Raw genomic sequence first — 16439 nt, 5'->3', positions numbered from 1 at the left:
GCAGGTTCCGGGCCGATGATCGCCCCACACGTGGCGAACGTTCAGATCGCCACCGGCGGGATGCGCAACTGGATCCTCAACCTGCATACCGCGCTTTCCGGTACCGGCGTCTACGCCGCGCACGTGGCGATTGCCGCCTTCATCGGCCAAGGCGGCCAGGACTCCCAGCCAGAGACGATGGCAGACGCATACTGGCGGCTGCACATCGAGCGAACCGAAGCCGAGCTGGTCATCGAGGACCTGCCGGACGACTACCTGGAAAAGGGTCTGGCGGACAAGTTCATGGAGTCCTGAGAGGTCGTTTTTACCCGTTGTTTCGTCCAGTTATGCGGATTTCATCCGCTGATGTCGGGTCGCGCCACGAGACGGTGGTCTCGCCGGTGAGGCTGCGGGCCATGAGGATCGGGCTGAATCCCCTGGTCCTGGGGGGGGCGTTGGATGATTTCGAGGTCGATGCCGAGGGTGGCGGCGTCCTCGACGAAGTGCCTGCGGTAGCCGCCGTCGACCCAAACCTTGCGCGGGCTCGGATGCTCGGTGGCGGCCTGCTCCAGGAGGGTGCGGCCGGCGATGGAGTCCTGGACGCCGGCCGCAGTGACCAGCACCGCCAGCGGCAGGCCAAGAGTGTCGGTGATGATGCCGCGCTTGCGGCCGACGATCTGCTTGCCCGCGTCGATGCCCCGCGTGCGGGCGGGGACGCAGGTGAAGGTCTTGACGCTCTGCACGCCGATCACGAAGGCCGAGGGGTGGAGGTGTTTGCCTTCCTGTTGGCGCGCCAACTCCCGTAAGAGACCGTTGAGCTGGGTGTAGATGCCGTCGGTCTGCCATTTGGCGAAGTAGCCGCAGACCGTCTGGTGGGACGGGAAGTGGTGCGGGAGGTAGGCCCACTGGCAGCCGGTGCGGTCCACGTACAGGATCGCGTTCATGATCTCGCGCAGGTCGTGCCGAGACGGCCGGGCAAAGTGCAGGACCCGGCCGCGGCGCTCGAAGCGCCAGGCAGACAGCACCGGCTCGATCAACTCCCAGCGGGCATCGGACAGAAGAGCTGACTTTGGTCAACACCACCCGCACCCTACGCTTCGAGCCCGGCCTGAATGCCATCGTGGGCTCCATGAGCGGCGGCAAGACCGCCACCGTCAGCTGTCTGCGCGCCCTGCTGGGCGCCGAGGTGAGCTCAGTGAGCGGCTTCGTACTTCTCGATAACATCCCGAGGCACGCGCCCCCTGGAGTTGACCACAATGCCCCGACTCTGGGCCCACTCGCGTACCTTCACGGCATTTGACCCGGAAGCGGTCTTCTTCCCGCCGCCGAGGCGGGAACTCCCGCCTGGCTTACGGCCAACCTGGACGAAAGGCGCGAGGGCGTCGAGCAGTTGCTGGTAGCTGTCAGGGTTGAGGTCGACCTCGTAGCTGACACCATCGAGGCTAAACGTGTGGGTGGCGATGTCGTCGCCTTCGGTACCGGTAAGGTCGTCGGTATAGATGGTTACTGTCTTCTGAGCCATGACATTATCTCCATTTTCTGTGCCGGACGGGCTGAGTCTAATAGCTGTCGGACGTGATGCTCACCGACTCCGTTAGCGTCTAACTGCAGACGGAGAAGTGTCTCCGGCCAGTCCTCAGCTGCCCCGACTTCCCTGAGCGCGTAGTTTGATGGCCTCACCCCGGGCTGAAGGCCGGGAGTGCTTCCTGCGCCTGCTGCCGAAGAACGTCCTCGACCACCGGGTGGGGGCTGCCCGTGAAGAAATGCGGATGGCGATCGTGGCCTGGGTCGAGCCGGCCTACTACTGAAGTCGCCGACAGACCTTGCTCGGCCGACCGGTACCCGTCGAATTCGAAACCGTCATGACTACGCTGGTCCTCCAGGCCGCGTGACCTCACCTGGCACCCGAATCTGCAAGACCCGGGTGGGTTTGCCGCGGTCGCGGAGGACGGACCGGGGTCACGTCCGTGGGAGTGGTGTATTGACGGCCACTCGGTGATCTCTTTTTGAGGTTATGCGGTGAGGTCGGTGGGCGGGGCGTGCTCGTCGGTTTCTGACTCGATCGGGGCGGGCCTTGGCTGGGAGTTCGCGTCCCATGTAGCGGCAGGGCTTGATCAAGTTCCGTAGGTGTCTGGATCGTTGGTGATGCCCAGGATGGTCAGTGCTCGTCAGGGTTCGTCGCGGATCGCCCGGGTGGTCTTGGCGATGTTGTCGGCTCCGAGGGTTTTCAGCATGCCGATGGCGAGGTTGCGGAAGGGTGCCATGGCCCGTGGTGCGGTCCCGGTGTGAACGGTGGAGGCATCCTCGGCGAAGGTGACATCCCTTATGTGGTGCGAGGAGTTCTCCACTCCCCAGTGCCCGCGAATCGCCGCGGCCAGGTCGGCGGGCCGGCCTGGTGGGCGTCGAGGCTGGTGACGGCACACTCTCGCGGGTCTCGCGCTTGCCGGTCTGCTTGCGGCGGCGGTGGACGCGGATGGCCATACGGGCGTGGGGGGAAGGCGATCCCGCCGAGTTCGTCCGCGACGGCGCAGGTCTTGATCGCGGGACTCGCGGCGGCCGTGTCCGGTGTCGGAGGCGGTGTGCTGGACGGCGATGTCCCGCCACGGCAGGGCCGCGGGCTGGCTGTGGGCGGTGGGCTGGTTGGTCTTGATCACGGCGATGTAGTGGGCCTTCTTGGTTTCGACCAGCCAGGAGATGTTCGCCTTGACCGAGTGCAGGGCGTCGAAGGTGACGGTGGCGCTGGTCAGGTCCAGGGGTGCCAGGAGCGGTTGGAAGTGCGTGGTTTCGTTCGTCTTCACACCGACCTCAACCTGGGCGAGGGTCACGACGGTGCCGTGAGTGACCGCGGAGAGCAGATGCCGGCGCGTTGCGGTGAGACGGGCTGATCCCTTGAGTGCTTTGCCGTCGACAGCGATCACGCGCGGCCGCCCGGACGCGGACGGCGACGGTGTCTGGGCGGGTTCGGTGGCGGCACGGTGCTGGTCGGCCAGGTAGGCGCCGACCGCCCGGTCCAGGGCGTCACCGTCAACAGTCCCCAGCACACGGCCGATCGTGGCAGGCGACGGAGTGCGCAGCCATCTGAGCAGGTGACGCCGGATCCCGATGACTGCCAGGAGTCGGTCAGCGACCCGGCCGGCATCCAGCGGAACCAGCTTCACCAGCACGGCAGGAAGGGGCGAAGATACAGCAGCAGGCATGGGCCACCTCATGACCATCGGGCTTGGACACCACAATGATCAAGAAGCCCGTTCCTGCCCTGTTATGCACCCCAACCGGTCGCAACCTGACCAGCCGCACGCCCCCGGAACTTGCAACCGCACTGCGTCGGCGGCCCGTCAAGAAAGATCGAGGCCAACTGAAACGCCTGGTCAGCCGAGGCATCTTCATCGAACCCGAACAGAAGAGCGAGCGGGGGGACTGTGCTTGTAGAGTTCAGGCGGGTGGGCCTGGGAAGGTGATCATGGTCCTCTCGCCGTGTGCCGCCGGTGAATCTGTCTCCGGCGCCGTAGTTGGCCAAGGAGGATCCGTGCCGTCGATATCGGATGAGGTGTCGATGTTTCGCCTGTGGCGGCGGACGTCGGACTCCGCTGAGTGGCTGCCGACGTCACGGTTGCTGGTGCATGTGGGCGACGGGGGGAGCGTGGTGCCGGCGCACCTGTCCTGGGTCACGGAGGACGGCGCGCAGTCCGCGATGGGCTTCTCGCCGGATATGGCGACCTGTTATGGCCACCGCCGTACAACCGCCGGTGATGTGGTGGAGGTGCGAGGCGAACGCGACGACCGGCGAGTTTACCCAGAGGGGGCGGACGGTGCTCTCGGGTATGAGTTCGACACGGAGGTCGAGGACGCGGGGGGCTGGTATCCGGCGGGACGGCTGAAGATGCTGATCGACGACGGTAGCGAGGCGCCCGTGCGGTGGGTGGCCTGGGGCGATCAGACGGGCAACACCTGTTCGTTCGCGCTGCGTTCGGTGAGCCCGTCCGGTAACGCGGACGTCAGCGACCTGGTGAGCGCGGTGTGGGCCAGTGCCGAGCATCGCGACGCGGGCGAGGTGGCCAAGAACCTCGTGGACGCATCGACCAGCAAATGGTTTGCGCCGCACAACCGTGCGTCCCTGGAATTCCGGCTGACCCAGGAAATCGCGGTAGATCGATACGTTCTCACGGCCGCCAACGACGCCCCTGATCGCGACCCGGCGACATGGACCCTGCGCGGCTCAGCGGACGGGCACTTGTGGCGAACCCTCGACATCCGCTCCGGACAGTCGTTCGCCGAGCGGCATCAGTCCAGGATGTACCGGATTGCCGAGCCAGGATCCTATGGCCACTATCGTCTCGACATCACCGGCAACAACGGCTCCCCGCACCTGCAACTCCAAGCAGTCCGGTTCCGGGCCTACGGCAGCGGCGGTTTCGTTGGCTACCGCCAGCGTCCAGGCCATGCCCCAGTCGCCTACCGAGGCATACGTGTTGCGCAGGCGTCACCGGATATGCCGGCGGAACCGCTACCCGAGGATGCGCCAGCGCCTTCGAAAGCGAGGCGGGCCACGTCAACGCGTGGATTTCCGCCGAACACGCTTGATGCCGAGGGAACGCCGATCTGGCTCAGCGAGTTGGCCAGCGACGAGCCACACCACACCCTGCACGTCGTGCGCGGCCTCGAACCGGCACAAGCACTGGAAGCGCTGGGCGCCAATCCGCAATTGTTTCAACCCTGTGAGCTGCCCCGGGCCAAGCCGGACAGGTGGAGCTCCCTCCCCGGTGCGGCTCTTGGCATCCAACCGGGAACGTCTGCCGCATTGTTGGCGGGACGCATCGGTGCGTGGACATTCGTCTACGACGACTCCGCGTTCACCGGTCACGATGACACAACGTCACTGTCCGCCAACGGTCGAGTAGCGGCCACGAGCACGTACTCGAGCCACGGCGACGCCGACTTCACCTACGCCGTCGACGGGACGCAGCTTGCCTGGATCAACGTCTACGACCTCAACCTCAAGGACGATCTATCCGGCATGCCGGACGAACTGCGCGCTGCGTTCGAGGCGGCCGGCACCGTCGAACACGACTATCTCGAGCCCGGCGAACCCGATGACGACGTCTGTATGCGCGCCATCTGCGCTCTTGCCAGCCTGTCCTGCACCGTCGAAGACCTACGTCGAATCCCGCTACTGGCCACACCTTTCGGCTGACCCTCAGCCCCCGAACCACTCCACCACCGACTCGCTTCAACGATCGGCGTCAGGTACGACTTCAGCTGCTCGACCGCCTGCGCGGTGCGGAAGCCACCGCCGTACCAGTGCAGCGTGATGGAGTCGACCCGGTACCCCTTCTCGGAGGCCCCGACCATGAACCGATCCAGCAAGCCGCCGGGTGTTGCCGCGCCCGTCGCGACCGCGGGGCTGCCCAGTCCTCCGTTGTTCCTCCAGGTTCAGCAGTGCCACCGCCTGATCTCGCGCCCCTGACCCTACGTGGACCGGTCATCGCCCGCCTGAAAGCGCACGTCAGTTTCGCGTGAGCCACACCGTGGTATCCGGGGCCAAGCGATCTGTCACCTCGGCGGAGGCGATCACGGGGTGACAGGAGGGTGGCAGCGGGATGGAGTGAGGGCTGAGGTTGGTCATCACTTCGATCGCACCGTTGGCGAAGTGCAGGACATCGTCAGGGGATGCCATCCAACGCAGGTCTCCTGCTCCCATGCCGTGGTGGCGGCGCAAGCGCAGCAGGGTGCGGTAGAGACGCAGGGTCGAGTCGGGGTGGTCGCGCTGTGTGTCGGCGGCGTAGGTGGCGTAGTAGGGGGGCTGGGGCAGCCAGGTGTCGGGGGTGTCGCTGAAGCCGAAGGCGGGGGGCTGGCTGGTCCACGGCAGCGGTACGCGGCAGCCGTCCCGGCCCCGGATGCGGTGTCCGGAGCGTTCCCACACCGGGTCCTGGCGTGCGGTGTCCGGCAGATCGGTCACCTCGGGCAGGCCGAGTTCCTCGCCCTGGTAGAGATAGGCGGATCCGGGCAGGGCCAGCATGAGCGCGATCGCCGCCCGTGCGCGGCGCAACCCCCGGGCGCGGTCGGGCTGGGGGTCATTGGCGCCCACGCCGTGTTCCAGGGCGACGGGGCCGTCGTAGCCGAAGCGGCTGGCGTGGCGCATCACGTCGTGGTTGGACAGCACCCAGGTGGTGGGCGCGCCGACGGCGTTGTTGGCCGTCAGGGACTCGTCGATGACGGCGCGCAGGGCATCCGGCTGCCAGGGAGTCTCCAGGAACCGGAAGTTGAAGGCCTGGTGCATCTCGTCGGCGCGGATGATGCGGGCGGCGCGCTCGGGCGGGAGCCATGCCTCGGCGCACAGAATGCGGTGGCCGTCGTAGGTGTCCAGGAGTTTGCGCCAGGCGCGGAAGATGTCGTGGATGCCTTCCTGGTCCCACATGGGGGGCATGACGCCGTCGACGGGTTCGATGACTCCGTGGGTCGGCTGGGGCCAGTCGGGCAGGCCGTCGGCTTTGACGAGGGCGTCACAGACGTCGACGCGGAAGCCGTCGACACCTCGGTCGAGCCAGAAGCGCAGCGTCGTCTCGAAGTCCGCGCGGACGGCGGGGTTGTCCCAGTTCCAGTCGGGCTGGCCAGGGTCGAACAGGTGCAGGTACCACTGGCCGGGGTTGCCGTCGGCCTCGGTGACCCGGGTCCATGCGGGGCCTTCGAACATGGACGTCCAGTCGTTGGGCGGCAGATCGCCGTCCGGGCCGCGGCCGTCGCGGAAGTGGAACAGGGCCCGCTCCTCGCTGCCGGGTGCGGCTGCCAGTGCGCTCTGGAAGGCGGCGTGCTGGTCGGAGCAGTGGTTGGGTACGAGGTCGACGATCACGCGGATGCCCAGCGTGTGGGCCCGGGACAGCAGGGCGTCGAAGTCGGCGAGGGTGCCGTAGCGGGGGTCGACCGCGCGGTAGTCGGCGACGTCGTAGCCGCCGTCGCGCTGCGGCGAGGGATAGAACGGCGAGAGCCACAGGGCGTCGACGCCGAGGTCGGCGAGGTGGTCGAGGCGTGCGGTGATTCCGGGCAGGTCGCCGGTGCCGTCGCCGTCGCTGTCGGCGAAGGAGCGCGGGTAGATCTGGTAGATGACGGCGGTGCGCCACCAGTCGTCGTCCCCGGCGGGGCGGGCGGGTGCGGACGCGGACGCGGGCGTGGTGTCGGCGGGCGTCATAGCTGGGGGCTCTCCTGGGAGTAGAGGTCGGGGCGGCGGTCGCCGAGCAGGTCGTTGTGCGGGGAGAGGGTCTTCTCCCGGGAGAGACGCAGGAAGAGGTCTGCGACGATCCGTTGGCTCTGGCCGTCGGCCGTGGCGGTGAGCCAGCCGTACTGGTTGATGACGGCCGTGCCTTGCGTCCACGCCTGTCCGCGCTCGGTGCCGCCGCGGTCCGCGCAGGCGATGTAGAGGCCGTTGGCCCGTGCGGCGGCCTGGGCCTGGATGATCTCGGCGGGGCGTTCGTCGGCGGGGCGCTGCTCCAGCGGCCAGTTGGTCGGGACGACGATGAGGTCGGCGCCCGCTGTGGCCAGTCGGCGGGGCATTTCGGGAAACTCCAGGTCGTAGCAGATCAGGACGCCGACGCGGCCGTGCGGTGTGGTGACGACCGGCGCCATACGCTCGCCGGGGGTGAAGAACAGCGTCTCGCGGTCCCACAGATGCGTCTTGCGGTAGACGGCGCGCACTCCGCTCGCGTCGACGACGGCGGCACTGTTGTACAGCGCGGGGCCGTCGTCCTCGCAGAAGCCCAGAACCACGACGGTACGGGTGCCGGCCAGGAGGTCGCTGAGGTCGGTGAAGAAGGCGTCGGCGGCGGTGATCGCCGTACGCCGTGCTTCGTCGGCGTCGGCGAAGACGTAGCCGGAGGTGGTCAGTTCGGGAAGGACGACGATGTCGGCGCGGTCGGCCAGGGCACGTCGGACGGCATCGAGGGCCAGTTCCATATTGTGGGCCAACTCGCCCACTTGCGGCGCCAGTTGCTCGCACACCACACGGGTGATGCCGGTGCCCTCGGGCAGCAGGGGCGAGGTCACTTCACGGCTCCTTCGGTCAGGCCGCTGATCAGGCGCCGCTGGAGGAAGACGTACGCCAGCAGCACGGGCAGGGCGACCAGGACGGCGGCGGCAGCGGTGACCGCCGGGTCGCTGGAACGGGCGGCTCCGGAGAAGAAGGACAGTGCGAGCGGCACGGTCTGCACCGAGGCGTTGTCGGGCACGAGGATGAGCGCCAGCAGGAACTCGTTCCAGGTGAACAGGAACAGCACCGTGCTCAGCGTGGTGAGGGCGGGCCCGGCGATGGGCAGGACGACCAGGCGCAGGCTCTGCAGCCGGCTCGTGCCGTCGATGCGCGCCGCCTCCAGCAGCTCAACCGGGACCGCGGCGAAGAACGACCGCATCCACAACACGCCGAGCGGGATGGACAGGGCGATCTGCGGCAGGATCAGCGCCCCGTACGTGTCGACGAGATGCCATCCGGTGAGCAGCTCGTACAGCGGCAGCACGGTCACTTCGTACGGCAGGACCAGCCCCACGAGCAGCAGGGCGACGATGAGCCGGGCGCCGGGCACCCGCATGGTGGCAAGCGCGTATCCGGCCAGGGCGGCGAGCACCACGGTGACCACCACGACGGTGACGGCCACCAGCGCGCTCGACAGCAGCGCGGATCCGAACCGGCCCTGGGTCCAAGCCGTGGAGTAGCCGGCGAAGGACACCCCACCGGAGCCGGCCACCCCGTGCAGGGACGAGACGACGATCGACACCAGGGGGAAGACGGCGACGATGGCTGCCAGGACGAGCAACGCGTGGGTGGCCACGCTCTCGCTGCGGGCGATTCTCATGACTGCACCTTCCTTCCCGGCCTGCCCGGCCTGGTGAAGCGGCGGAGCGGGTGCTCGCGTTCCCGCAGTGCGAGCTGTACGAGGGTGACGACGGCGAGGATCACCACGGTCAGCACGATCGCCAGCGCGGAGGCCCGGCCGAGCATGCGGTTCTGGAAGGCGTCCTGGTAGACGTACAGGCTCGGGACGGTGGTGGTGGTTCCGGGACCGCCGCGAGTGGTGTTCCAGATGAGGTCGAAGTTGCGCAGCGCGAAGGTGACCGTGAGGATCAGCGCGATCGAGATCTGCGGGCGCAGGGCGGGCAGCGTGATCGCGAAGAACTCCCGCACGGGTCCGGCGCCGTCCAGACGGGCCGCCTCGTAGGTGGAGCGGTCGATGGCGACGATGCCGCTCAGGAAGAGCACCATGCACAGCCCGTACTCCACCCAGGCGCCGATCACGCCGATCGACGGAAGGGCTGTGTCGAAGTCTCCCAGCCAGCTCGTGGTGAACCGGCCCAGCCCTACGGCCTTGAGCACTGTGTTGACCGGTCCGTCGACGGCGAGCAGATTCCGCCAGGCGACGGCCACGACCACGCTGGAGAGGATCTGCGGCACGAACAGCACCGCTCGGAACACCGTCAGCCCGTACACCCGGATCCGGGACATCGCGCCGGCGAGCAGCAGGCCGACGCACACCGGCAGGACGGCGTAGAAGAACAGCAGGACCAGTGAGTGCAGCAGCGCGGCGCGCAGCAGACTGTCGGTGAAGACGGCCGTGTAGTTGTCCCAGCCGACCGGGGTGCCCTGTGTCAGGCCGTCGTAGGCGTAGAACGAGTACCAGACAGAGATGCCGATGGGGTACAGGACGAAGACGGCGAAGAACGCCAGTGCCGGTGCCACGTACAGCAGTGAGGACCAGGACAGGGAGGCGAGGTAGGACCGGAGAGAGGGGCGGCGGCCAAAGGTGCGGCCGGTGCGGGCCGCCGGTGGTGTCGGGGCGGTGGCGCCCTGCTTCGCGGTGGTGGCCGTGGTGGTCATCGCGTCTGCCTCGCCTTGAGCCAGGACGCCTGGACGGCCTTCATGAACTGTGTGTCGCCGGCGCGCCCGGCCATGACCTCCTGGAGCTTGCCGCCCATGACGTTGAGCATGTCGGAGGCGGTCCAGTCGTAGTAACCGACCTGCGTGCCCGCGGCGATAGTGCCTTTGAGGGCGTCGAGGGTCTGGGTCTGCAGACTGTTGGTCCCCTTCACGCCGTCGGTGACCACGGGCAGCCGGCCGGTGTCGAGGATCACCTGGCCCGCCTTCGGGGTGTGCAGGGCGGCGAGGAAGGCGACCGCGGCGGGGGTGTTTTTGGAGGAGGCGGAGATGTGCCACGGCGAGGCGGTGGCTCCCGCGCCGCCGGTGGTCAGCGCGCCGAAGCCGAACTTGGCCGGGTCGAGCATGGCCCCGTTCCACGAGCCGCCGACGAAGAAGACGCCCGAGCCCTTGGCGAACCGGCTGATGGCGTCCTCGTTGCTCAGGCCGTCGTAGCCGGAGCCGAAGTAGCCCTTCTTCGCCCAGTCGGCCATGGTCTCGGCCGCCTTGGCGTTGCCCTCGGTGACGAACGTGGTGCCCGCCTTGCCGCCGATCCAGTCCCGTATCGACGCCGGTGTCTGCTCGGTGACGGCCAGGTCGGAGAAGATGTGGGTGGCGGCGTACTGGTCGCTGTTGCCCAGCATGATCGGCTGTTCGCCGGCCTCCTTGACGGCCGGCAGGTCCTTCTCGAGGTCGGCGAAGGACCGCGGCGGCTTCAGGCCGAGTTCTTTGAGCTGGGCCTTGTTGTAGTAGATGCCCTGGACCTCGCTGATGGGTGACATGCCGTAGAGGTTTCCGCTGCCGAAGGCGGTGCCCGAGCCGTTCCAGCGGGCGGGGGCGAGGGTGCTCGCGCCGGTGCCGGTGATCCAGCCGTAGGCGGCTGCCACGTCGTCCAGGGGGCGCACCAGTTTGGCCTTGACCAGCGCCCCGTCGACCGCGTAGCCGATGTTGCCCTGGAACAGGTCGGGCGGGTTGGTGCCGGATGCGGCGTTGACGACGGTGGCGATCAGGTCGTCGAAGCTCTTGTAGGTGATGTCGACCTTGACGTTCGGATACTTCTTCTCGAACGCCGGAACCACCGACTTCATCAGCGGTTTCTCCGCCTGGTCCGCCCACATCCGCAAGGTGACGTCACCGAGATCGGCGACCTGCTGGACCGTCACGGGGTCCGTGATGGCGACCGTGCCGCCCGCGGAGGTCCCCTTGCCCGCCCCCGGCGGACTGCAGGCCGCGCAGGCGAGGAGCGTGGCCAGCGTGATGGCCACGGCTGCACCTGCGGGGGAGTGGGGCGGGCCTGCCCCTTCACGTCCTAGCAGTTTCATATCGGGCACCGGTTCTCTGAGCGGATGGCTGGAGTGGGAAAGCCGCATATTGCTGAAGCGGGAGCGGCGAGGACGTTTCTGGAGAGGGGCTGCCGGATACCGGCCGGTGCCCGCTGGGCGGGTCGCGGGCTCCGGCCGGTCGTCCTGTCAGCCGGCGTAGGTGCGCAGGCGCAGGGTGGCCGTGGCCTGGTGGGCCGCCATGCCCTCGCTGGCGGAGATGACCTCCACTGCCTCGGCCAGCAGCGGCGTGGCCTCGCGGGTGATGCGCTGGTAGGTGAGCGGCTTGAGGTAGCGGGAGACGGACAGTCCGGCACTGTGCTTGGCGCCACCGGCGGTGGGCAGGGTGTGGTTCGTGCCGGCCATGCCCTTGTCCGAGTAGGCCACCGTGCTCCAGTGGCCAAGGAACAGGGAGCCGTAGTTGCGCAGCGCGTCGTGGTACCAGTCGTCCTCGCTCGTGTGCACCTCCAGGTGCTCCGGGGCGAGCTCGTCCATGACCGTGACCGCGTCCTCCCGGCTGTCCACGAGGATGACCGACCCGTAGTCGCGCCAGGCGGGGCCGCAGATGTCCCGGGTGGCCAGGGTCGCCAGCTGCCGGTCGACAGCGGCGATGACGTCCCGTCCCAGGCGGTCGGAGGTGGTGACCAGAGCCGCCGGCGAGGTGGGACCGTGTTCGGCCTGGCCGAGCAGGTCCGCCGCGACCGCCTCGGCATCGGCGGTCTCGTCAGCGATGACTGCGACCTCGGAGGGGCCCGCGAGCAGGTCGATGGCGACCGTGCCGAACAGTTGGCGCTTGGCCTCGGCCACGTAGGCGTTGCCCGCTCCGACGATCATGTCCACGGGCGGCCGGTCCAGCAGGCCGAAGGCCATCGCCGCCAAGGCCTGCACTCCGCCGAGGACGTAGAGGTGGTCGATGCCCGACAGGTGGGCCGCGTAGGTCACGGCGTCGTTGGCGCGGCCGTCCGGCTGGGGCGGGGTGCACCCGACGACGGTCGGGACGCCCGCCGCCTTGGCCACGCCCACGGTCATGAAGGCGCTGGCCGTGAGCGGGAAGCGGCCCGCCGGCAGATACGCTCCCACCGCTCCCACCGGCACGTACCGCTGTCCCACGACCAATCCGGGAGCGATCTCCTCCTCGAAGTCCGACAGGTGCGCGCGCTGCAGCGCGGCGAAGCGCTGCGTGCGCTCGGCGCCCAGCTCGATCGCCGCCCGCAGCTCCTTCGGCAGCCGCTCCCCGCTCCGGGCCACCTGCGCCGCGTCCAGTTCGACCGCGCCGTCGTGCTGGCCGTCGAGGGAGCCCGCGTACCGGCGGATCGCGTCGACGCCGTGGCGCTCGATGTCCGACAGCATGCGGCTGACAGTCTCGATCACCTCGGGGTCGCGCTGGGCCGGCGGCGCGTCGACGTCCGGAGCCTTGAGCAGGGTGAAGCGGTTGGCGAAATCAGTGGTGAAGCGGTGGCTCAATTTCATACTGCAGAGCCTGAATCAGCACGTTTCCTAGGGCAACCCCGTCTTATCCCCGACTCTCCATAGGGTTGCCCTATGGCAACATGGCGGCATGGCCACCCCTGCCGTCGCTGCGATCACCCTCAACCAGCTCCGCGCCTTCCTCGCCTCCGCACGCCTGGGCACGTTCTCCGCCGCCGCGAGCGAGCTGCGCACCACCCAGCCCTCGGTCTCGGAACTCATCAAACGGATGGAGGACCACTACCGGGTGCCGCTCTTCACCCGAGGACCGCGGCGGCTGGTGCTGACCGCAGCCGGTGAGGAACTGCTGCCCTACGCCCAACGAGCGACCGAGGCCGCCGACGGCGCGGATCGCGCCCTGCGCTCACTGACCTCCCTCGACGGGGGCGTGGCCACCTTCGGCCTGCTGCGCAACGCCAACTACTACTTCCTGTCCGAACTGCTGGAGACCTTCCACACGCGCCATCCCAAGGTGCGGCTGCGCATCGTCGGCCTCAACTCCGTCGAAGTCGCGGAGGCCGTCGGCGCCGGCGACCTCGAAGCCGGGCTGGTGGTCCTGCCCATCGACGCCGAGGGCCTCGACGTCACCCCCCTCATGCGCGACGAGGTGGTCTACGTCTCCGTCGACCCCCACCGCACCACACGACCGGTCACCATGACCGACCTCGCCGCCGCGAACCTGATCCTCTACGACGCCCACTACGGCTGGCGCGACCCCACCCGTCGCCAACTCGCCGAACGCGCCCAGGTGGAGGGAGTCACCCTGACTGCCGCCATCGAAGTCGAACACGTTGAATCCGCGCTGCACATCGTCGCCCGCGGAGCGGGAGACACCATCGTGTCGCGGGCGGTCGCCCGCAGCCGCGCCTTCCCCGACAACCTGCACACCATCGGGTTCGCGGAACCCTTGTACGACACCATCGCCCTGATCCGGCGACAGGGGACGGTGCTGTCACCGGCCACTCGGGAAATCACTCGGCTCGCCCGCCGCATGCTGCTTGCTCACTGAACAACGGAGGGAGCGTTTTCAGCGTGGCCACGGACCGGTGACGGGATCGGGTCTCGCCGCGCACGAGGCTCCCGTGCCATCCACCACATGGCGCATTGGCAGGAGAAGGACGTCTACGGGGCGGGACTTTTGGCAGCTGCCCGGTCAAGTGTGGCCGGGCACGAGTCGGAGTCAGGGTGTGTGGCGAGGGCGATCAAGGCGTCGAGGCGTTGGCCTGCCGCCTGCAACTCGGCGACCTTCGCCTTCGTGCGGGCACGCTCGTCAAGCAAGCGCGCCAGCAACTCGGGGCTGACGTGTCGTGCATCGATGGCCGGCAACAGTTCAGCGATCACGCGGCTGGTGAGTCCAGCTGTGTAGAGCTCGCGGATCAGCCGTACACGGTCCTCGGCTGAATGCGGGTAGACACGCTGTCCTCCCGCCGTGCGCGAGGAACGCAGCAAGCCCTGCTCCTCGTAGTAGCGCAGAGCGCGTGTACTGACACAGGCCCGGTCGGCCAGCTCTCCGATACGCACTGTGACCGGCTCCTCGCTCCGCGGTGTCCGATTTGCCTTTGACGTTGGCGTCAAGTTCTAGCGTAGGGCGCGAAGGGCGGGAGTGAACGCCATCCTCCGCCCGACGAAAGGATGATCATGGACATCGCTGGTTCCACCGCGCTCGTGACCGGAGCCAACCGGGGCATCGGCCGGTGCTTCGTCGACGAATTGCTGGCCCGCGGGGCTGAGAGGGTCTACGCGGCTGTCCGCAGCCCGGAGACAATCACCGCATCCGACCCCCGCGTCAGCCCGCTGTACCTGGACCTCCTCGACGAGAAGTCGATCACGGACGCGGCCGCCGTCGCACAGGACGTGACACTGCTGGTCAACAACGCCGGCATCGCCACGGGAGCCAACCTGCTGACCGACGACCTGGACGACGTCCGGCGAGACCTGGAGACGCACCTCTTCGGCACCCTCCGCGTCATCCGCGCTTTCGCTCCGGTCCTGGCCGCTCACGGTGGCGGAGCGATCGTGAACCTTCTCTCCGTACTGTCGTGGGCCGCCACCCCTCAGGGCTCGGGCTCCTACTCCGTCGCCAAAGCCGCCGAGTGGAACATGACCAACGGCGTACGCGTCGAGCTCGCCGGACAGAAGACCCTTGTCCAGGGCGTACACCTGGGAGCGGCGGATACCGACATGATGGCGGACACCGACGCCCCCAAGATCGATCCCCTTGACGTAGCACGCGCCAGCCTCGACGGTGTGCAGAGCAACACACTCGAAGTGCTGGTCGACGACCCCAGCCGCTTCGTCAAGGCGGCCCTTGCCGGCGACCCGGCACAGCTGTACGGCCCCGCGCCCGCCGAGTGAGCCTTCTCAGCGTTGCCCTGATGGGTGCGGGGTCACGGTCAGGTCATGGGTCCGTCCCGGCAGGGCAGGTGAGATCCACGGGACCCTGCCGCTGCGGTCGGTGACCACTTGGACGTTCACCTCGTAGCGGCGGCGCTTGGTCGAGTAGTCCACGCGGCTGTCCCCGACCCGGTCGCACTCGGCGAGGGCCCCGTCCAGCAGGACGAAGTCGGGGTCGCCCTCGCGCAGGGCCTTCAGCAGTCCCGGCGCGCACTGGGCGGGCGGGTGGATGACGGCGCTGGTGTAGGCGTGGGCGTTGGATTCGCTGATCCGAACCCGGCAGCGATCTTCGCCAGGGTGGTGTGCTCGCGCAGGTACACCAGTGCCACCATCGCGCGCTGGGACGGGCGGAGCTTGCAGCGCCGGTCGCTCTCGCGGGTGACGATGAGCATGGTGACGCACTCCATGAGCGCATGCGGCAGGTCGAGTGCGGCAGGATAGATGACCAACGAGGCCCCTGAGCAGCGTGGTTGAGACGTCAGACATCTCGATCAACTGCCCGGGGGCCTCGCTTGTTGCGCTTGGTGGGCGTCACCTGTCGCGGCCCAGCTCGAAGAAGCTCACTGGTCGGCTCGGTCAGAAAAGGGCCCGACTTACCACAGACCGCAGGGCTCGGGCCGGTGAGTTGCCCGGTTGATCGGCTACTGAGCTGGACGGATGGGCTTCAGGATGCGGAACCCGGTTTCCTCCATCGTCCCCTCCATTATCTCAAGGAGCTGCGGCCCCAGTTCCTTCATCCGAGGGGCGTTCAGATGATCGTCAAGGGCTTGGCGGTTCACCCATCGTTCGTAGATGATGATCGTGCCCGGGTCGCCCTCTACCTCGTGGGCCTCGTAGTCGATATTGCCGTAGTCGTTGCGGGACGGGCTGACGGCAGCTGCCACGAATTCCTTCATCGCAGCTTCCTTGCCGGCCTTCGCCCGGGCTTCCCAGAGCACCGTGATGTACCCACTGGGTGCGTCGTCCATGCTGAATTCCTTCCCTTCGAAGTGCTTTCAGCCTGCGCCATCGACTGATCGTCAACCAGGGACAGATTTTCCTACCTAACCTCAATACCAGTGACTTAAGGAATCGGGTCCCAGCTTCTTGGGACTTTGGTCGGTGGGTTGATTGGGGCTGTGCGCCAGTGCGGGGCGATGGCCACGGCCTCGGCAGGGCTCCGGTCGGGCTGGGGAGGGCGCCGGTGTTCGTCGCGTTTGACGCCGAAATTGGACATCTTGCGTTTGATGACACGGGGGTTGAAGCGCCTACGGCGCAGGGGCAGCAGGTGGCGGGCTATCTCCCGCAGGCCCTCGACGAGGGAGGCGGCCAGGTGGTCAGGGGGAAAAGGCCGCCTGCGCGGTGACCTGTCGGCGTGCGAGGCGGATGCTGCGGGTGAAAGAGAGCCG

Annotated in this window: 14 protein-coding genes and 3 pseudogenes; 5 read left to right on the top strand and 12 right to left on the bottom strand. The window is 68.0% G+C overall.

Annotation, left to right across the window (positions count from 1 at the left end):
• Window positions 1–294 (top strand): annotated as a pseudogene (locus H293_RS0147215) (SDR family NAD(P)-dependent oxidoreductase); the annotation flags it as partial.
• A gap of 10 nt (window positions 295–304) precedes the next feature.
• Here the strand turns inward: H293_RS0147215 and H293_RS52100 are convergent.
• Together H293_RS52100 and H293_RS0147205 are read right to left on the bottom strand one after the other, a co-directional pair.
• Window positions 305–1037: pseudogene (locus H293_RS52100) on the bottom strand (IS5 family transposase).
• A 134-nt stretch (window positions 1038–1171) separates the two neighbouring features.
• Window positions 1172–1501, bottom strand: a complete 330-nt coding sequence (locus H293_RS0147205) for a histone-like nucleoid-structuring protein Lsr2 (protein WP_020124739.1) — start codon at window positions 1499–1501, stop codon at window positions 1172–1174.
• 148 nt (window positions 1502–1649) lie between these two features.
• On the opposite strand from H293_RS0147205, the gene H293_RS58910 reads away from it, so the two are divergent.
• Window positions 1650–1787, top strand: coding sequence for a hypothetical protein (locus H293_RS58910; protein WP_020124738.1), 138 nt, complete (start codon window positions 1650–1652; stop codon window positions 1785–1787).
• Between the two features lie 360 nt (window positions 1788–2147).
• Here the strand turns inward: H293_RS58910 and H293_RS53490 are convergent, their stop codons facing one another.
• Window positions 2148–3176, bottom strand: a complete 1029-nt coding sequence (locus H293_RS53490) for an ISAs1 family transposase (RefSeq protein ID WP_259294733.1) — start codon at window positions 3174–3176, stop codon at window positions 2148–2150.
• Between the two features lie 329 nt (window positions 3177–3505).
• Here H293_RS53490 and H293_RS61140 point away from each other — a divergent pair, with 329 nt between their 5' ends.
• Window positions 3506–5170, top strand: a complete 1665-nt coding sequence (locus H293_RS61140; RefSeq protein WP_020124737.1) for a hypothetical protein — start codon at window positions 3506–3508, stop codon at window positions 5168–5170.
• Window positions 5171–5482: 312 nt separating this feature from the next.
• Here H293_RS61140 and H293_RS0147175 read toward each other — a convergent pair whose 3' ends face one another.
• The 6 genes from H293_RS0147175 to hisD form a co-directional block, all read right to left on the bottom strand.
• Window positions 5483–7162, bottom strand: coding sequence for a glycoside hydrolase family 13 protein (locus tag H293_RS0147175; protein ID WP_020124736.1), 1680 nt, complete (start codon window positions 7160–7162; stop codon window positions 5483–5485).
• Entirely contained in the window at window positions 7159–8013 is an 855-nt protein-coding gene (locus H293_RS0147170; RefSeq protein ID WP_020124735.1) for a nitrilase-related carbon-nitrogen hydrolase, read from the bottom strand. The genes H293_RS0147175 and H293_RS0147170 overlap by 4 nt, the downstream gene beginning before the upstream one ends.
• Window positions 8010–8816: a carbohydrate ABC transporter permease gene (locus H293_RS0147165; protein ID WP_020124734.1), complete on the bottom strand. Its 807-nt coding sequence runs from the start codon at window positions 8814–8816 to the stop codon at window positions 8010–8012. The genes H293_RS0147170 and H293_RS0147165 overlap by 4 nt, the downstream gene beginning before the upstream one ends.
• Window positions 8813–9835, bottom strand: coding sequence for a carbohydrate ABC transporter permease (locus H293_RS52080; RefSeq protein ID WP_020124733.1), 1023 nt, complete (start codon window positions 9833–9835; stop codon window positions 8813–8815). The genes H293_RS0147165 and H293_RS52080 overlap by 4 nt, the downstream gene beginning before the upstream one ends.
• Window positions 9832–11136 carry an ABC transporter substrate-binding protein gene (locus H293_RS52075; RefSeq protein ID WP_020124732.1) on the bottom strand — a complete coding sequence of 435 codons (1305 nt, stop codon included), beginning with the start codon at window positions 11134–11136 and terminating at the stop codon, window positions 9832–9834. Before H293_RS52075 ends, H293_RS52080 begins: the two co-directional genes overlap by 4 nt.
• 204 nt (window positions 11137–11340) lie before the next feature.
• A complete protein-coding gene (hisD, locus tag H293_RS0147150) occupies window positions 11341–12660 on the bottom strand; it encodes a histidinol dehydrogenase (protein ID WP_028808832.1) in 1320 nt (439 codons plus the stop codon).
• 88 nt (window positions 12661–12748) lie between these two features.
• Between hisD and H293_RS0147145 the strand changes: the two genes are divergently transcribed.
• A complete protein-coding gene (locus H293_RS0147145) occupies window positions 12749–13666 on the top strand; it encodes a LysR family transcriptional regulator (protein WP_020124730.1) in 918 nt (305 codons plus the stop codon).
• 113 nt (window positions 13667–13779) lie between these two features.
• Here the strand turns inward: H293_RS0147145 and H293_RS56625 are convergent, their stop codons facing one another.
• Window positions 13780–14178, bottom strand: a complete 399-nt coding sequence (locus H293_RS56625; protein WP_020124729.1) for a MerR family transcriptional regulator — start codon at window positions 14176–14178, stop codon at window positions 13780–13782.
• Window positions 14179–14295: 117 nt separating this feature from the next.
• Here H293_RS56625 and H293_RS0147135 point away from each other — a divergent pair, with 117 nt between their 5' ends.
• Window positions 14296–15012, top strand: a complete 717-nt coding sequence (locus H293_RS0147135) for an SDR family oxidoreductase (RefSeq protein WP_020124728.1) — start codon at window positions 14296–14298, stop codon at window positions 15010–15012.
• A gap of 36 nt (window positions 15013–15048) precedes the next feature.
• Here the strand turns inward: H293_RS0147135 and H293_RS56620 are convergent.
• Window positions 15049–15500: pseudogene (locus H293_RS56620) on the bottom strand (helix-turn-helix domain-containing protein); the annotation flags it as partial.
• Window positions 15501–15692: 192 nt separating this feature from the next.
• A complete protein-coding gene (locus tag H293_RS0147125) occupies window positions 15693–16019 on the bottom strand; it encodes a putative quinol monooxygenase (protein WP_020124726.1) in 327 nt (108 codons plus the stop codon).
• Between the last annotated feature and the right edge of the window lie 420 nt (window positions 16020–16439).

The sequence above is a fragment of the Streptomyces canus 299MFChir4.1 genome (genome assembly GCF_000383615.1).
In the GTDB taxonomy this organism is placed as follows: domain Bacteria; phylum Actinomycetota; class Actinomycetes; order Streptomycetales; family Streptomycetaceae; genus Streptomyces; species Streptomyces canus_C.
Note: the sequence above shows the minus strand (reverse complement) of the source record. Positions and strands in the feature narration are given on the sequence as shown.